This window comes from Streptomyces sp. HSW2009 (genome assembly GCF_040240285.1).
Classification (GTDB): domain Bacteria; phylum Actinomycetota; class Actinomycetes; order Streptomycetales; family Streptomycetaceae; genus Streptomyces.
The window spans coordinates 1-13,659 of the sequence record NZ_JBEHZD010000028.1 but is presented as its reverse complement, the minus strand read 5'-3'; the positions used below and the strand labels follow the sequence as shown (position 1 = coordinate 13,659).

The following is a 13,659-nucleotide window of genomic DNA, read 5'->3' as shown; positions in this document are numbered from 1 at the left end:
GGTGGGGGCTACGTCTGTGGGGGAGGGCGCGGCGGATGCCGCGTCATCTGCCGAGGGCGGCGGCCACGGCTGAGGGGCCGGGGAAGTCCTCGGGTACCGCGTCCATCAGCAACTCGTCAACGGGTTCGCCGAACCAGAACCCTGACCGGCGGAGCCGGCCGGCGGAGCGGAACCCTGCCTTCTCGTACGCCTTGATGCCTGCCGTGTTGGGCTCCAGCACCTTCAGCCACACCGTTCGCAGGTGGGCGAGGTGGAATGCCCAGTCCAGGGTGAGACCGGCGGCTTCTGTGGCGTAACCCTTCCCGCGTGCGGAGGGGGCGATGACCATGACGAACTCGGCGGTGCGGACATAGGTGTTGACTTCCAGAATCGTCATGCCCACGGGTGTGCTGTCGTCCAGCCGTACCACCTCGAACTGTTGGAAGCGGTCGTTCCCGCGCTGGCGCTCGTACCCGCCGGCGCGCACCTCCCACGCCTGTGCCCACTGGTTCCCGTACCCCAGGATGGTTGCGGGGTCGTTCTCCCACTTGTGGTACTCGGGCAGCATGTCCGCGCGGGGCATCGCGAGGGCGAGCGTCTCGCCGCTCAACAGGATGTGGGGTTCACTCACGGTCGGGCCTTCCTGGTGGCGCGGGCCGTTCCGGGCCCGTCCGGTGTGTAGGTGGGGGTGTACAGGGCGGTGTCCGTCGGTTCCTCGACCGGAGCGCCGTCCGGACCGGCTATCCATGTGGCTGGTGGTACCTGTACGTACCGCCGCTCCCCTTGCGAAGGTCGCGCGACGTCCCCCGCAGAGCAGAAGCGCCCGACCTGCGGGGCGGGGGAAGCCGCGCCATGGTGGCCTCGGGAGGCGGAGTAGGCCCAGCTCACGGGGACCGCCTAGCGATTGCCCCCCGCTACCCCTTGCGGCGCTTGGTGGGTTGGGGCATGCCTTCGACGAGGAGGGCGGGTTCGACGGCGAGGAGGCGGGTGCGGAGGGCGTGGACGAGGGCGACGCGTTCGAGGTTTTCGACCGCTGACCATTCGACGTCGACTTCGTCGCGGGGGAGGCTCGCGAAGGCGTCTTCGGGGGCGCTGCCGCCGTCCAGGATGAAGGCGAGTTCTTCGTCTTGTTCGCCGTTGATGGCGGGTTGCTGGTCGACGGCGAGGAGGGCGGGTTCCTTGGGCAGCGTGATGCCGAGTGCGTCGGCGACGCGGCGGGCGGCGTCGGGGATCGACTCACCCGGCCGCACGATGACCCCTGGCGGGCAGCTCCAGCCATCGCGTACGACCTGGAGTACGCGCGGCCACATGCCCAGCGGGGCGAAGTACTTGGGGTTTTCGACCGGGCAGCGGACCAGCAGGAACACCCAGACCTCGCGGGGCGGGTTCGCGGGCTTGACCGCGTTCATGGGATGTACGAGCTTCACGCGGCTTCGCCTCCGTGGGTCAGGGCTTGCAGCCCGGCGCAGGATTGGGGCGCCCGGCCATTGAGAGTGATGAGCCCGTACGCGGCCCGGCCGTCCGACCAGCACCAGCCCTCGACGGTCTCGTACTCCGCGCGAAGGCGGTTGGGGCACAGGACGTTGCTGCGCAGGGCTTCGGGGTCGAACATCGACTCCTGGTACGCGTGGTGGAACTCGATGTCCGTGACGGGTGACCAGGTGCCGTCCTCGCCGACGCTGAGGAAGAAGCGCAGCGGGGTGCCCATCACGAGTACGCGGTGTGTGCCGTCCATCAAGAGCCCTCGGTCGGTTGGGGGTTGGGCTGGTTGCGGTGCTTCGGGCAACGGCACGGCGGCCAGGCACCGGTGACCGCCTCGCGGAAGGCGTCGTGCCACTTGTCGGGGTCGACCGTGATGCAGACGACGGACGGGGCGTCGTCGGGCGGCCCGGATTCGCCGGGGCGGCGTCGGTAGACCTTGAGTGTCATCGTGCGCATGGAATTTCCCTCCACCGCGCCACAACGCGGCTCTCGTGGGGTTACTCTCCGTACTCTGGCAATCGTTGCCCGTGAGGGACCAGCCGCACCAGGACAAATCCCGTGACTGAGGTAACTCCGTCACTTGCGGAGAGTGATGACCGTGAAGCGCAAGCCGAAGACTGGACACACGACATCGGCCCAAATGTTCGGTGAACTCCTGCGTCAACTGCGTGAGAGAGCCGGGATGACCCAGGACCAACTGGCCGCGATCCTTCCGGTGGACCGCTCGCTGATCGCCCACATGGAAGCGGGCAAGCGCCGCCCCGACGCGGACCACGTCGAGATCTTCGACAAGGTGCTCAACGCCGGCGGACTGCTGGTGAAGATGTGGGAGAGGGTCAACTGGTTCGCGCCGCATCCGGCGCATCCGGACTGGTTCAAGCAGCGAGCTGAGCTGGATGCGCGTGCGGTCTCGCTGTGTGTGTGGCAGACGCAGACGGTGCCTGGCCTGTTGCAGACCGCGGACTACGCGCGGGCGCTGCTGGCGCGGGAAGAGCCGGATGCCGAACGCGTGGAGGCGGGCGTTCTGGCCAGATTGAGTCGCCAGGAACGCTTCCTGGAGCCGGACGGGCCGGCGCTGCGCGTGGTGATGGACGCGTGCGCGCTGCATGCGGTCGTCGGCGATTCGCGCGTGATGCGGAGGCAGTGCGCCCATCTTCTACGCGTGCCGCGTACGGCCAATGTGGTGATCCAACTGTTGCCTGGACACCAGTCGCGACCGGTGCGCCCCACCACCTCGTTGTCCCTCATCACGCTGCCGAAGGGGCGCGAAGTGCTCTACTCCGAGTCGGTGGACAGAGGGCATTTCATCGATGATCCGGCAGAGGTCCGCTCGGCCAGCCGGGTCTACGATGAGTTGAGAGCGGAAGCGCTCACGACTAGCGCATCTGCCGCACTGATCAGCGAGGCGATGGAAGGATTTGCCCAGGATGAGTACCCCCGAACTCAGCGCGGCGATATGGCGCAAGAGCAGCTACAGCGGCAGCAACGGCGGCGACTGCATCGAGGTAGCCCCCGGATTCCCCAGCGTCGTCCCCGTTCGTGACAGTAAGAATCCGCACGGCCCGGCCCTTGCGTTCGGGACCGCCGCGTGGTCGGCGTTCGTCGCGGGCGTGAAGGCCGGCGACTTCGACGCCTGATGCCCGCGTACGCCAGAGCCCCCGGCCAGACACCCCACGGCCGGGGGCTCTGGCGTACTGGCTCAACTGGTGTGTGCTGGTGCAGAGTTGAGTAACGCCAACCGGAAGGGTCGTTCCCCATGGTCGATGGATGGATCAAGTCGAGCTACAGCGCAGGCAACGGCGGCGACTGCGTGGAGTGGTCCCCGGCGCGGGCCGTCGCGACGGGTGTCGTCCCCGTTCGTGACAGCAAGGTCCCGCAGGGGCCGGCCCTCGCGTTCGGTGCCGCTGCGTGGTCGGCGTTCGTCGCGGGAGTGAAGGCGGGCGACTTCGACGCCTGATCGCTCCCCGTACGACATGCCCCCGGGCACGAGGCGAGTGGCCGGGGGCTCTGTTATGCCCGTACGCGAGTGACAAGGGGACTTGTGACACGTCGCTGCGGGGTGACGGCACTGGTTCAACGGGGCGTCGGTGGAGCAGGCTTGGAACCCCCGATCCTGAGAGGTGACGACTCATGACCGAACAGTGGATCAAGTCCAGCTACAGCGGCGACAACGGCGGCGAGTGCGTGGAGTGGGCTCCGGCGCGGGCGGTCGCGACGGGTGTCGTCCCCGTCCGTGACAGCAAGGTCCCGCAGGGCCCCGCCCTCGTATTCGACACCACCGCGTGGTCGGCGTTCGTGGTGGGCGTGAAGGCGGGCGATTTCGGCGCCTGACGCCGGCGCCGTACTGGCTCAACTGGTGGGTGAAAGAGCAGGGTTGAGAACACCCGATTCGGAAGGGTTGCGCCTCATGACCGAGCAGTGGATCAAGTCGAGCTACAGCGCAGGCAACGGCGGTGAGTGTGTGGAGTGGGCTCCGGTGCGGGTGGCTGTGACGGGCGTCGTCCCTGTCCGGGACAGTAAAGATCCGCAGGGCCCCGCCCTCGCTTTCGGTGCCGCCGCGTGGTCGGCGTTCGTCGCGGGTGTGAAGGCGGGCGATTTCGGCGCCTGACCCCCCGTACGACAGGCCCCGACCGGAACCCGTCGGCCGGGGGAGGTGGCGTACTAGCTCAACTGGCATGCGTGAGAGCAGAGTTGAGAACATCCGATCAGAAGGGTTGCGCCTCATGACCGAGCAGTGGATCAAGTCCAGCTACAGCGGCGACAACGGCGGCAACTGCGTCGAGTGGGCCCCGGCGCGGGCAGTCGCGACGGGTGTCGTCCCTGTCCGTGACAGCAAGGTCCCGCAGGGTCCCGCCCTCGTATTCGACACCACCGCGTGGTCGGCGTTCGTCACGAGCATCAAGGTCGGCGACTTCGACACCTGATCCCGCCGCTCGCACGACAGGCCCCCGACCGTGCTCCATCGGTCGGGGCCTCGGCGTACTAGCCCAACTCGCGCATGGTGGAGCAGAGTTGAGTAACGCCAACCGGAAGGGTCGTGCCCCATGGTCGATGGATGGATCAAGTCCAGCTACAGCGGCGACAACGGCGGCGACTGCGTCGAGTGGGCCCCGGCGCAGGCCGCCACCACCGGCGCCGTCCCCGTCCGTGACAGCAAGCACCCGCAGGGTCCAACCCTCACCTTCGGCGCCGCTGCGTGGTCGGCGTTCGTCGCGGGTGTGAAGGCGGGCGACTTCGGCGCCTGATCGCTCCCCGTACGACATGCCCCCGGGCACGAGGCGAGTGACCGGGGGCTCTGTTATGCCCGTACGCGAGTGACAAGGGGACTTGTGACACGTCGCTGCGGGGTGACGGCACATCGCCTCAAGAGGCACCGCGCCGCACCCACCCGCTACGACAAGCTCGCGGTCCGCTACGAGGCGACCGTCCTCGTCGCGGCCATCAACGAACGGTTGTGACCAGCGCCTTCGATGTACGTCCTAGCTGAACTGTCGCTTGACCATGCTGACCAGTCCGTCGATGAGGTGGTCGGGTTCGAGGGTGGGGTCGAGAGATCGCTGGAGCAGGTAGCCGTCGATCGCCGCTGTGAGGGTCACCGCGATGGTGCGTGGGCTGGTGGCTCCCCGCTCGGTGAACCAGTCACACAGCCGCTGTCGCAGCTCGGCCAGTGAGGCGGCGATTTCGACGCGCAACTGGTCGTCCCTGTTCGCGGCGACGAGAGACTCGTACAACAGCAACAATTCCGGATCGTGTGGATCGGTTTCGGAGAGCGCGCGGAGCAGAGTTTCGATGGCTTTCGCCGGATCCTTCTCGGCCAGAGCCCCGCTGATCCGGTCGTGGAAGAAGGTCCGGATCTTGCGTACCGCGGCGATGCGCCGCAGCTCGTCGATGCTCCCCACGTGGTAGTGGATCACGCCGGTGTTCACGCCCGCGCGTTCTGCGACCCGTCGGCTGCTTGCTCCGCCCCAGCCAACCTCCGGAATGAGGGAAGCAGCCGCCTCGATGATCTTCTCGCGGGTATCCGTTCGAGGCGACGACGGGCGCTTCACGAACGCATCCCCTGGATCGCGACCACGACACCCACTCCGGCTGAAGCCAGTGCGATGGCTTCGAGGACGAGCAGCTGTACGGGAAGAGGGTCGGGCACGACGGGGAAGACCGCGCCGAGATCGGCTCCGAAGACCGCGATGTAACCCAGGCTGAGCACCAGCGCTGCGGTGAAGGCCCAGTGCTGGTTCGCCATGGCGAAGCCGGCAACCGTGAAACTGGCGAGTCCCAGGGAGGTGAGAAACACGTTGAAGCTGTTGAACTGCCACCGGGGAAGCGGCGCGAAGTCTCGCGTGTCGATCAGCTTCCCCGGGACCATGGGGATCAACAGTAGCGCCTCCCAGACCAGCAGTGCTGCGGTCACTGTTGCCAGCAGAGATTGATTCATCACGCTCTCCTCTCAGAGCGGCAGCCCGTGGTTGAGGGTTTGGACGATAGTCCTGGACGGTCGTCCAAATCAAGCGCAGAGTGACTCGGCGACCGGTACGGCCACCCCGTTCGGACGCGGTTCGGACGTCGCGTGGTCAGCGGCGAGAGTTGGGCGTCGCGGGGCAGACGGGACTTTCGACACACGTCCTAGGTGTGCGGTCGCCGTCGTTGTGCGCCCTTCTCAACAGCCGTTGTGCGCCCTGCCGCGCGCCGGCAGGGTGGGGCCATGATGTGCCCGTCATCGTTGAGGGGAGGGCCCGATGGGCACGCACGGAAAGCCGCCGCAGCCGAACCCGGAACCGAAGCAACCCTCACCACGCGATCAGGACGGGCAACACCCGGACGTGCAGAAGCCGGGTGGTGGGACCCATCGCAAGTGAGGCCGTCCGTGGCGGCGGGCCGGGTGCGGGGCTGGTGTTTCCCGAACCGTGGATCGAGCGGGCGTGGCGGGCCGTGCCGCGGGCCGCGTTCCTGCCAGAGGTGGTGTGGGTCGTCGACGGCCCGACGTACCGGCCACTCCATCGCGGGCGTGAGCCCGAGCGGTGGGCGCAGCTCGTGGACGATCCCGGCCAGGCCGTGGTGACGCAGGTGGACGACGGGGCGCCGGACGCGGCGGGTGGCGACGTCCCCACCAGTTCGGTCTCCGCGCCCAACGCCGTCGTGGACATGCTGGCCGAACTCGCTCTCCAGCCGGGTCAGCGCGTGTTGGAGATCGGGACCGGCAGCGGCTTCAACGCGGCGCTGCTGGCGGCCCGGGTGGGTGCCGACCGGGTCACCACGCTGGAGATCGACGCGGCGCTGGCGAGCGGAGCCCGCCGTGCCTTGCTCGAAGCGGGGTACGGCGGGGTCACCGCGCTGGAAGCGGACGGCGAACGCGGATGGGCGCCGGGAGCGCCGTACGACCGGATCGTGGCGACGGCCTCGGTCGCGTCGGTGCCGTGGGCGTGGGTGGAGCAGACGGGGCCGGGCGGTTTGATCCTGGCCCCCTTCAGGACCGCCTTTTGCTCACACGGCCTGGTGCGCCTGGTCGTGTCGGACCAGGGCACGGCCTCTGGGCGCTTCGTGGGGGCCACCACCTTCATGTCCGTACGCGGCCAGCGGGCCCGGCCCCGTATCGACGCCGTGTTCTCCGCCGAAAGCTGGGACGCCAGTCGGCGCAGCCGCAGCGCGGTCGACGTCGACCTGTTGGGCACCCCGCACGCCGAGTTCGCGGTGGGGATGCGGATGGCGGACGTGGCGCACTGGGCGCAGGACGGCGCGCACTGGTGGTGCGGCCCCGACTCCTGGGCCTTCGCGGCGGGCGACGGCACGACGTACCAGTGGGGTCCGCGCGATCTGGCCGACGAGACCGCTGCGGCACTGGACTGGTGGGACCGTGCAGGTCGGCCGGAGTTGTTCGAGTTCGGGCTGACGGTTTCGGAGCACGGCCACCGCGCGTGGGCGGGCGACCCGGAGCGGGGGTGGGCGCTGGGTGTGGGGTAGTGGGGCGCGGGGTGGGACCGGGCCAACCACCGCCTACCCCCGCGTCCGTGCGCTGCTGGCCGCCGAGCACCACGCCCCGGAGGAGACGCACGCTCGTCCCGCGGTGAAGTCCCTGGTCTCGGGGCTGTTGGTCGCCGGGCGCACCACCACCGAACTGCGTGGACTCGCCGCCCGCGTCGGTGTCCTCGCCTGACGACCCACCCGGTGCCCGGGGCCGGAACGGCTCACCAAAGGTCGTGGGCTTCCTCGCGCCGCTCGAATACTGCTGTGACCAGCGGGTTTGCGGGGTTGGGCGGTCGCGTGGCGGTTCGGTTCGTCGCAGGTGAGGGGTGGGGGAACCGTCGGGCTGATAACTAAAGTTGATCCTCACTGCCGGCCGAACTCCCTCTCCGGGTTGAGTCCGTCATTCCGCGGTAGGGACCGAGTCCGACCTGCTGGCTGACTCGCGAGGCATGCCCGGCGGGCCAAGGTTGACCCATGCCCACCACGAGCCTCGCAAGCACCGATTCCCGTCCGGCCGGCGTCCCCGGTTCGGCCCTCCGGATCTCCGCCTACGCCGCCGCCACCTGGTCCGTCGTCTTCGGCGTCGTACACGTCTACTGGCTGTTCGGCGGGCGGGTCGGGCTGCCGGACGGGCTCTCCGTCACCAGCAACGTGCCGCTGCTGGTGATCGACATCCTCGCCATCCCGGCCTGCGCCGTCGCCGCCGCGCTCGCCCTGGCGATCGTCCAACCCTGGGGCGCCCGGCTGTCGGCCAAGCTCGTCGGCCTCGCCCTCTGGGGCACCACCGCGATCCTGCTGGTTCACCCGACGCCGTCCGTCCCGGACTGGGTGGGGCTTGCCACCGGCTCGCGCGAGAAGGGTGACTTCGATGCCATGGGCACCTTCGCGACCTTCCTGTACGAGCCCTTCTTCCTGGTCGGCGGCGTGCTCTTCGGTCTGGCCACGCTCGGCCGGCGAGCGATGTTGCGCCAGCAGCGGGGGCGTTGAGCCGCGGCGGTGGGCACATTCCGGACCCGTACGACAGGCCCTCGACCGAACCCCATCGGTCGGGGGTCCCGTACGTTCAGCGCCAGCCGCCAGCCGCCAGCCGCCAGCCGCCAGCCGCCAGCCGCTAGGCCCGCCCCATCGCGCGGGTCACGGTGATCTCTATGGCCACCCGGCCCGGGTTGTGGCGCGGGGTGCGGCCATACCGTTCCGTGTAGCGGCGTTCGGCTTCGGCGATGGCCGCCGGGTCCGTGGTGACCCGGGCCCGGCCCTCCAGGGTGGCCCAGCGGGCGCCGTCGAACTGGCAGACCGCCACCCGCGCCCCGTCCGGGCCGGCGGCCAACACGTTGCCCGCCTTGGTGCTCGAACCGCTACAGATCACCCGGGCGACCTTGGCCACCGGGTCGTACGTCACCCCCGCCGGCGTGACGTGGGGGGTGCCGTTGCGGCGCGGCGTGGTCAGCGTGCAGACGTGGCGTTCGCGCCAGAACGCGAGGTAGGCGGGGTCGGGGTGATCGAGGTCGATGGCCATGGTGGGAAGCGTAATCGGGGGTGGGGTGGGGCGGTTTTAGCTGTGGGTGTGGGTGTGGGTGTGGGTGTGGGGTCCGGGGGCCGGGGGCCGGGGGCCGGGGGCCGGGGGTGTGGTGGCTGTGGCTGTGGCTGTGGGCGGGGGTGGGTGAGTGGGTGTGAGGTGGTGGGTGGGTCAGGCTGGTGGGGGCGTGGTGGTCGGTAGTGGGGTGGTCGGTGAGGGCTGGCCGCTGGGTGGGGTGGGGCCCGGGGGTTGGGGGCGGGTGTCGATGCGGTAGCTGATGGCCAGCGCCACAGTGCCGAGGGTGAGCAGGCAGAGTACGGAGCCGGGCAGCCACACCGAGCGGTGCAGGGGGCTGCTTGAGGTGTAGGCCCAGTCCTTGCCCGCGAATATCTTGTCGCCGACGACCACCGGAGGGTCGCTGACCTTGCCGTGGCCGGTGCGGCCGTCGGGGAACACCCACTCGCTGCCGCAGTGCGCCGCCGGCCGCCGGACGACGTCCGTCGCGCACCGCTCTATCGTGCGGACGGTCGCCGTCTTACCGGTGGCGAGGCGGTGTGCGCTCCTGCCGACCCATACCGTGATCGCGCCGATCAGGGCGAGGAGCAGCGCGAACGCCGCCAGCATCCGGTGGGGCGGGCCCCAGGGGTGTCGGACGGCGCTGGGTCTCGGATGGTCACTCATCAGCCTGGCCCGCCCCCGTGGTCCTCGCGTCTCACTCCGCTGGACGATCGTCGTAGGCATACCCAAGCGGCCATTCCGTGAATGCGCCAGCCGCGCGCCGTCCGGCCGCCGGCGTCCGCCGGCGCGTACCGAGACACCTTCCGTGCCGCCGCCCCGCTTTCCTCGCGGTGCGGCGCGGGCCACGGTGGTGACCCTCCCTCCGGCGCGTACCGACATCCCACCGCCCCGAGCCCACCACCCAGCGGGAAGCCCGCCACCACCCCGGCGCGTACCGAAACTCACCCCCGGGCCCACCACCCGGCAGCGGGCCCGCCACCCTGGCGGGAGACCCACCCCGCGCACGCCCGTCCACCCAGCTTCAAGCCCACCCCCCCCAGCGGGAAGCCCGCTCACCTCACCAAGGTCCCTCACCAAACCCAAGCCCAGCACGACAAAATAAGTTGAGCGGGATAGACTCAACTTACTGTACGGTTGCTAAGGCAAGATGATGACGCAGGATGGTGGAACCGTGGTCGATGAGCGAGGAGGAGCGCGACCGTGGATGCCGAGCTGACCAATAAGAGCCAGGAGGCGCTGAGCGCCGCCAATGAGCGTGCCGTGGCGGGCGGGCACGCCGATCTGACCCCCGCCCATCTGCTGCTCGCCCTGCTCGGGGGGCAGGACAACGAGAACCTGATGGACCTGTTGGCCAGCGTCGACGCCGACGCGGCCACCTTGCGCTCCGGGGCCGAGCGGCAGCTCGCCGCGCTGCCGAGCGTGCAGGGTTCGACCGTCGCGCCGCCACAGCCGAGCCGCGACCTGCTCGCCGTGATCGCCGACGCCACGCGCCGTGCCAAGGAGCTCGGCGACGCGTACATTTCCACCGAGCACCTGCTCATCGGCATCGCCGCCAAGGGCGGGCCGAGCGGGGAGCTCCTCAACCAGCAGGGGGCGAGCGCCAAGCGGCTGCTCGACGCCTTCGAGACCAGCAGGGGCGGAACGCGGGTGACCAGCCGGGACCCGGAGGGCACGTACAAGGCGCTGGAGAAGTTCGGTACGGACCTCACGGCCGCCGCGCGCGACGGCAAGCTCGACCCGGTCATCGGCCGGGACCAGGAGATCCGGCGCGTGGTGCAGGTGCTCTCGCGGCGCACGAAGAACAACCCGGTGCTCATCGGTGAGCCGGGCGTCGGCAAGACCGCCGTCGTGGAGGGGCTCGCGCAGCGCATCATCAAGGGCGACGTGCCCGAGTCGCTGAAGGACAAGCAGCTCGTCTCGCTCGACCTCGGCGCGATGGTCGCGGGCGCCAAGTACCGCGGCGAGTTCGAAGAGCGGCTGAAGACCGTGCTCGCCGAGATCAAGTCGAGCGAGGGCCGCATCATCACCTTCATCGACGAGCTGCACACCGTCGTCGGCGCGGGCGCCGGCGGCGACTCCGCGATGGACGCCGGCAACATGCTCAAGCCCATGCTGGCCCGCGGCGAGCTGCGGATGGTCGGCGCGACCACGCTCGACGAGTACCGGGAGCGGATCGAGAAGGACCCGGCGCTGGAGCGCAGGTTCCAGCAGGTGCTGGTCGCCGAGCCGTCCGTGGAGGACTCGATCGCGATCCTGCGCGGCCTCAAGGGCCGGTACGAGGCGCACCACAAGGTGCAGATCGCCGATGCCGCACTGGTCGCCGCGGCCACCCTCTCCGACCGGTACATCACCTCGCGCTTCCTGCCCGACAAGGCCATCGACCTGGTGGACGAGGCGGCGTCGCGGCTGCGCATGGAGATCGACTCCTCGCCCGTGGAGATCGACGAGTTGCAGCGCGCCGTGGACCGGCTGCGGATGGAGGAGTTGGCGCTGGGCAACGAGTCGGACGAGGCCAGCAAGCAGCGTCTGGAGAAGCTGCGCCGCGACCTCGCCGACAAGGAGGAGGAGCTGCGCGGCCTCGGCGCCCGCTGGGAAAAGGAGAAGCAGGGCCTCAACCGGGTCGGCGAGCTCAAGGAGCGCCTGGACGAACTGCACGGCCAGGCCGAGCGCGCCCAGCGCGACGGCGACTTCGACGCCGCGTCCAAGCTGTTGTACGGCGAGATCCCGTCCGTGGAGCGGGAGCTCGCCGCCGCGGCGGAGGCGGAGGAAGAGGCCAAGAAGGGCGGCCGGGACAAGATGGTCAAGGAGGAGGTCGGCCCGGACGACATCGCCGACGTCGTCGCCTCCTGGACCGGCATCCCGGCCGGCCGCCTCCTGGAGGGCGAGACGCAGAAGCTGCTGCGCATGGAGGACGAACTCGGCCGCCGGCTGATCGGTCAGCAGGAGGCGGTACGGGCCGTCTCCGACGCCGTGCGGCGTACCCGCGCGGGCATCGCCGACCCCGACCGGCCCACCGGCTCCTTCCTCTTCCTCGGCCCGACCGGCGTCGGCAAGACCGAGCTGGCCAAGGCGCTCGCCGACTTCCTCTTCGACGACGAGCGGGCCATGGTCCGCATCGACATGAGCGAGTACGGCGAGAAGCACTCGGTGGCCCGCCTGGTCGGCGCCCCGCCCGGCTACGTCGGGTACGAGGAGGGCGGCCAGCTCACCGAGGCGGTGCGCCGGCGCCCGTACACGGTGGTGCTGCTCGACGAGGTGGAGAAGGCGCACCACGAGGTCTTCGACGTGCTGCTCCAGGTGCTGGACGACGGGCGGCTGACCGACGGCCAGGGCCGCACCGTCGACTTCCGCAACACCATCCTCATCCTCACCTCCAACCTCGGCTCGACGTTCCTGGTCGATCCGCTGCTGAAGGAGGAGCAGAAGCGGGAGAAGGTGCTGGAGACGGTGCGGGCCTCGTTCCGGCCCGAGTTCCTGAACCGGCTGGACGACCTCGTCGTCTTCCACGCCCTGGGCACCGGGCAGCTCCGCCGCATCGCCGAGCTCCAGATCGACCACCTCCAGCGCCGGCTGGCCGACCGCAGGCTGACCCTGGACGTCTCCGACGCGGCCCTGGAGTGGCTGGCCAGGCTCGGCCACGAGCCGACGATCGACGCCCCGGACGCGGGCACCGGACCCGATCTGTCGTACGGGGCGAGGCCGCTGCGCAGGCTGGTGCAGACGGCCATCGGCGACCAGCTCGCCCGGGCCATCCTCGGCGGCCAGGTGCGCGACGGCGACACGGTGCGGGTCGACCACGAGCTGGGGGCCGACGGGCTGACGGTCGCGGCGGTGGGGGCGGCGCCGCCCGCCGCGGGGTGAGTCGGAATCGGCCGCGGGGGCGGGGTTGCGGTGACGGGGCGGTGATGAGGGAGGATGGCGGAATCCGTACGAAGGGAAAACCACGGTGAGCATCGACCCGTCCTCGATTCCGAATTTCGGGGGCCAGCCCGAACCGCAGGACGCTGGGCCGAGCGGCCCCGTCCTCCCCGACCAGGACCTGGTCAAGCAGCTCCTGGACCAGATGGAGCTGAAGTACGTGGTGGACGACGAGGGTGACCTCGCCGCGCCGTGGGAAGAGTTCCGCACGTACTTCATGTTCCGCGGGGAGGACGAGCAGCAGGTCTTCTCGGTGCGTACGTTCTACGACCGGCCGCACGCGCTGGAGACCAAGCCGCAGCTCCTTGAGCTGACGGACGACTGGAACCGCCGCACCCTGTGGCCGAAGGTCTACAGCCACACGAACGACGACGGCAGCGTCCGGCTGATCGGCGAGGCACAGATGCTGATCGGCACCGGCGTCAGCCTGGAGCACTTCGTGTCCTCCACGGTGAGCTGGGTGCGGGCCTCGATCGAGTTCGACAAGTGGCTGGCCGAGCAGCTCGGCCTTGAGGTCGCCACCGAAGGCGGCCCGGACGAGGACGCTCCCGCAGCGGAGTGACCTCACGGGCAGGCCCGACCGCGACCGCCCACCCGGCGGGACGGGGTCGGTACGCACGGCGTTAGTACGGCAGCACGGTGAGGCGGTGCGGCAGCGCCGCACGGCAGCACAGCTAGGCACGACGACAGGGGCCCGATGAGCGCGGGCCGCCCTCCGGGGCGGCGGGGGGCCCGGGGCCCCGGCGGCGGGGGGGGGGCGCGGGGGGGGGGGGGGGGGGGGGGGC

At 70.1% G+C, this 13,659-nt stretch carries 20 protein-coding genes and 1 pseudogene; 13 read left to right on the top strand and 8 right to left on the bottom strand.

The genetic code is table 11. The annotated features are described in order from the left end of the window. Positions 1-43: 43 nt before the first annotated feature. From AAHZ94_RS04025 to AAHZ94_RS04010, 4 genes are all read right to left on the bottom strand, one after another. Positions 44-610 carry a GNAT family N-acetyltransferase gene (locus AAHZ94_RS04025; RefSeq protein WP_349990570.1) on the bottom strand — a complete coding sequence of 189 codons (567 nt, stop codon included), beginning with the start codon at positions 608-610 and terminating at the stop codon, positions 44-46. 283 nt (positions 611-893) lie between these two features. After that, on the bottom strand, positions 894-1,406 hold the full coding sequence (locus AAHZ94_RS04020) for an NUDIX hydrolase (RefSeq protein ID WP_349990569.1): 513 nt from the start codon (positions 1,404-1,406) through the stop codon (positions 894-896). Next, a complete protein-coding gene (locus AAHZ94_RS04015) occupies positions 1,403-1,714 on the bottom strand; it encodes a hypothetical protein (RefSeq protein ID WP_349990567.1) in 312 nt (103 codons plus the stop codon). The genes AAHZ94_RS04020 and AAHZ94_RS04015 overlap by 4 nt, the downstream gene beginning before the upstream one ends. Next, positions 1,714-1,917, bottom strand: coding sequence for a hypothetical protein (locus AAHZ94_RS04010; RefSeq protein WP_349990566.1), 204 nt, complete (start codon positions 1,915-1,917; stop codon positions 1,714-1,716). Before AAHZ94_RS04010 ends, AAHZ94_RS04015 begins: the two co-directional genes overlap by 1 nt. Before the next feature lie 136 nt (positions 1,918-2,053). Between AAHZ94_RS04010 and AAHZ94_RS04005 the strand changes: the two genes are divergently transcribed. The 8 genes and pseudogenes from AAHZ94_RS04005 to AAHZ94_RS36330 form a co-directional block, all read left to right on the top strand. Beyond that, positions 2,054-3,004 (top strand): helix-turn-helix domain-containing protein, encoded by a 951-nt coding sequence (locus AAHZ94_RS04005; RefSeq protein WP_502964574.1) that lies wholly within the window; start codon positions 2,054-2,056, stop codon positions 3,002-3,004. Then, the gene (locus AAHZ94_RS04000) at positions 2,916-3,098 is read left to right on the top strand and encodes a DUF397 domain-containing protein (protein ID WP_349990587.1); all 183 of its coding nucleotides are present in this window, start codon (positions 2,916-2,918) and stop codon (positions 3,096-3,098) included. The genes AAHZ94_RS04005 and AAHZ94_RS04000 overlap by 89 nt, the downstream gene beginning before the upstream one ends. Positions 3,099-3,217: 119 nt before the next feature. Then, on the top strand, positions 3,218-3,418 hold the full coding sequence (locus AAHZ94_RS03995) for a DUF397 domain-containing protein (RefSeq protein ID WP_349990563.1): 201 nt from the start codon (positions 3,218-3,220) through the stop codon (positions 3,416-3,418). 173 nt (positions 3,419-3,591) lie between these two features. Continuing rightward, positions 3,592-3,792: a DUF397 domain-containing protein gene (locus tag AAHZ94_RS03990; RefSeq protein ID WP_349990561.1), complete on the top strand. Its 201-nt coding sequence runs from the start codon at positions 3,592-3,594 to the stop codon at positions 3,790-3,792. A gap of 76 nt (positions 3,793-3,868) precedes the next feature. Further along, complete coding sequence (locus tag AAHZ94_RS03985) at positions 3,869-4,069, top strand: DUF397 domain-containing protein (protein ID WP_349990560.1); 201 nt, start codon at positions 3,869-3,871, stop codon at positions 4,067-4,069. Positions 4,070-4,136: 67 nt separating this feature from the next. Beyond that, the gene (locus tag AAHZ94_RS03980; RefSeq protein WP_349990558.1) at positions 4,137-4,385 is read left to right on the top strand and encodes a DUF397 domain-containing protein; all 249 of its coding nucleotides are present in this window, start codon (positions 4,137-4,139) and stop codon (positions 4,383-4,385) included. 120 nt (positions 4,386-4,505) lie between these two features. Beyond that, complete coding sequence (locus AAHZ94_RS03975; RefSeq protein WP_349990557.1) at positions 4,506-4,706, top strand: DUF397 domain-containing protein; 201 nt, start codon at positions 4,506-4,508, stop codon at positions 4,704-4,706. Between the two features lie 96 nt (positions 4,707-4,802). Further along, positions 4,803-4,919: pseudogene (locus AAHZ94_RS36330) on the top strand (IS5 family transposase); the annotation flags it as partial. Positions 4,920-4,940: 21 nt separating this feature from the next. Here the strand turns inward: AAHZ94_RS36330 and AAHZ94_RS03970 are convergent. Together AAHZ94_RS03970 and AAHZ94_RS03965 are read right to left on the bottom strand one after the other, a co-directional pair. Further along, positions 4,941-5,510, bottom strand: coding sequence for a TetR/AcrR family transcriptional regulator (locus tag AAHZ94_RS03970; protein WP_349990555.1), 570 nt, complete (start codon positions 5,508-5,510; stop codon positions 4,941-4,943). Further along, positions 5,507-5,896, bottom strand: coding sequence for a DUF8051 family protein (locus AAHZ94_RS03965; RefSeq protein WP_349990554.1), 390 nt, complete (start codon positions 5,894-5,896; stop codon positions 5,507-5,509). Before AAHZ94_RS03965 ends, AAHZ94_RS03970 begins: the two co-directional genes overlap by 4 nt. A 455-nt stretch (positions 5,897-6,351) precedes the next feature. On the opposite strand from AAHZ94_RS03965, the gene AAHZ94_RS03960 reads away from it, so the two are divergent. From AAHZ94_RS03960 to AAHZ94_RS03950, 3 genes are all read left to right on the top strand, one after another. Further along, entirely contained in the window at positions 6,352-7,419 is a 1,068-nt protein-coding gene (locus AAHZ94_RS03960) for a methyltransferase domain-containing protein (protein WP_349990552.1), read from the top strand. Continuing rightward, positions 7,409-7,612 (top strand): hypothetical protein, encoded by a 204-nt coding sequence (locus tag AAHZ94_RS03955; RefSeq protein ID WP_349990550.1) that lies wholly within the window; start codon positions 7,409-7,411, stop codon positions 7,610-7,612. Before AAHZ94_RS03960 ends, AAHZ94_RS03955 begins: the two co-directional genes overlap by 11 nt. Before the next feature lie 284 nt (positions 7,613-7,896). Then, positions 7,897-8,409: a DUF3995 domain-containing protein gene (locus AAHZ94_RS03950; RefSeq protein WP_349990548.1), complete on the top strand. Its 513-nt coding sequence runs from the start codon at positions 7,897-7,899 to the stop codon at positions 8,407-8,409. A gap of 124 nt (positions 8,410-8,533) precedes the next feature. Here AAHZ94_RS03950 and AAHZ94_RS03945 read toward each other — a convergent pair whose 3' ends face one another. Together AAHZ94_RS03945 and AAHZ94_RS03940 are read right to left on the bottom strand one after the other, a co-directional pair. Further along, positions 8,534-8,938: a pyridoxamine 5'-phosphate oxidase family protein gene (locus tag AAHZ94_RS03945; RefSeq protein ID WP_349990547.1), complete on the bottom strand. Its 405-nt coding sequence runs from the start codon at positions 8,936-8,938 to the stop codon at positions 8,534-8,536. 171 nt (positions 8,939-9,109) lie between these two features. After that, positions 9,110-9,619: a hypothetical protein gene (locus AAHZ94_RS03940; RefSeq protein ID WP_349990545.1), complete on the bottom strand. Its 510-nt coding sequence runs from the start codon at positions 9,617-9,619 to the stop codon at positions 9,110-9,112. Between the two features lie 537 nt (positions 9,620-10,156). On the opposite strand from AAHZ94_RS03940, the gene clpB reads away from it, so the two are divergent. Together clpB and AAHZ94_RS03930 are read left to right on the top strand one after the other, a co-directional pair. Continuing rightward, positions 10,157-12,817, top strand: coding sequence for an ATP-dependent chaperone ClpB (clpB, locus tag AAHZ94_RS03935; RefSeq protein ID WP_349990544.1), 2,661 nt, complete (start codon positions 10,157-10,159; stop codon positions 12,815-12,817). An 85-nt stretch (positions 12,818-12,902) separates the two neighbouring features. Then, on the top strand, positions 12,903-13,436 hold the full coding sequence (locus AAHZ94_RS03930; RefSeq protein ID WP_349990543.1) for a type III secretion system chaperone family protein: 534 nt from the start codon (positions 12,903-12,905) through the stop codon (positions 13,434-13,436). Positions 13,437-13,659 lie beyond the last annotated feature (223 nt).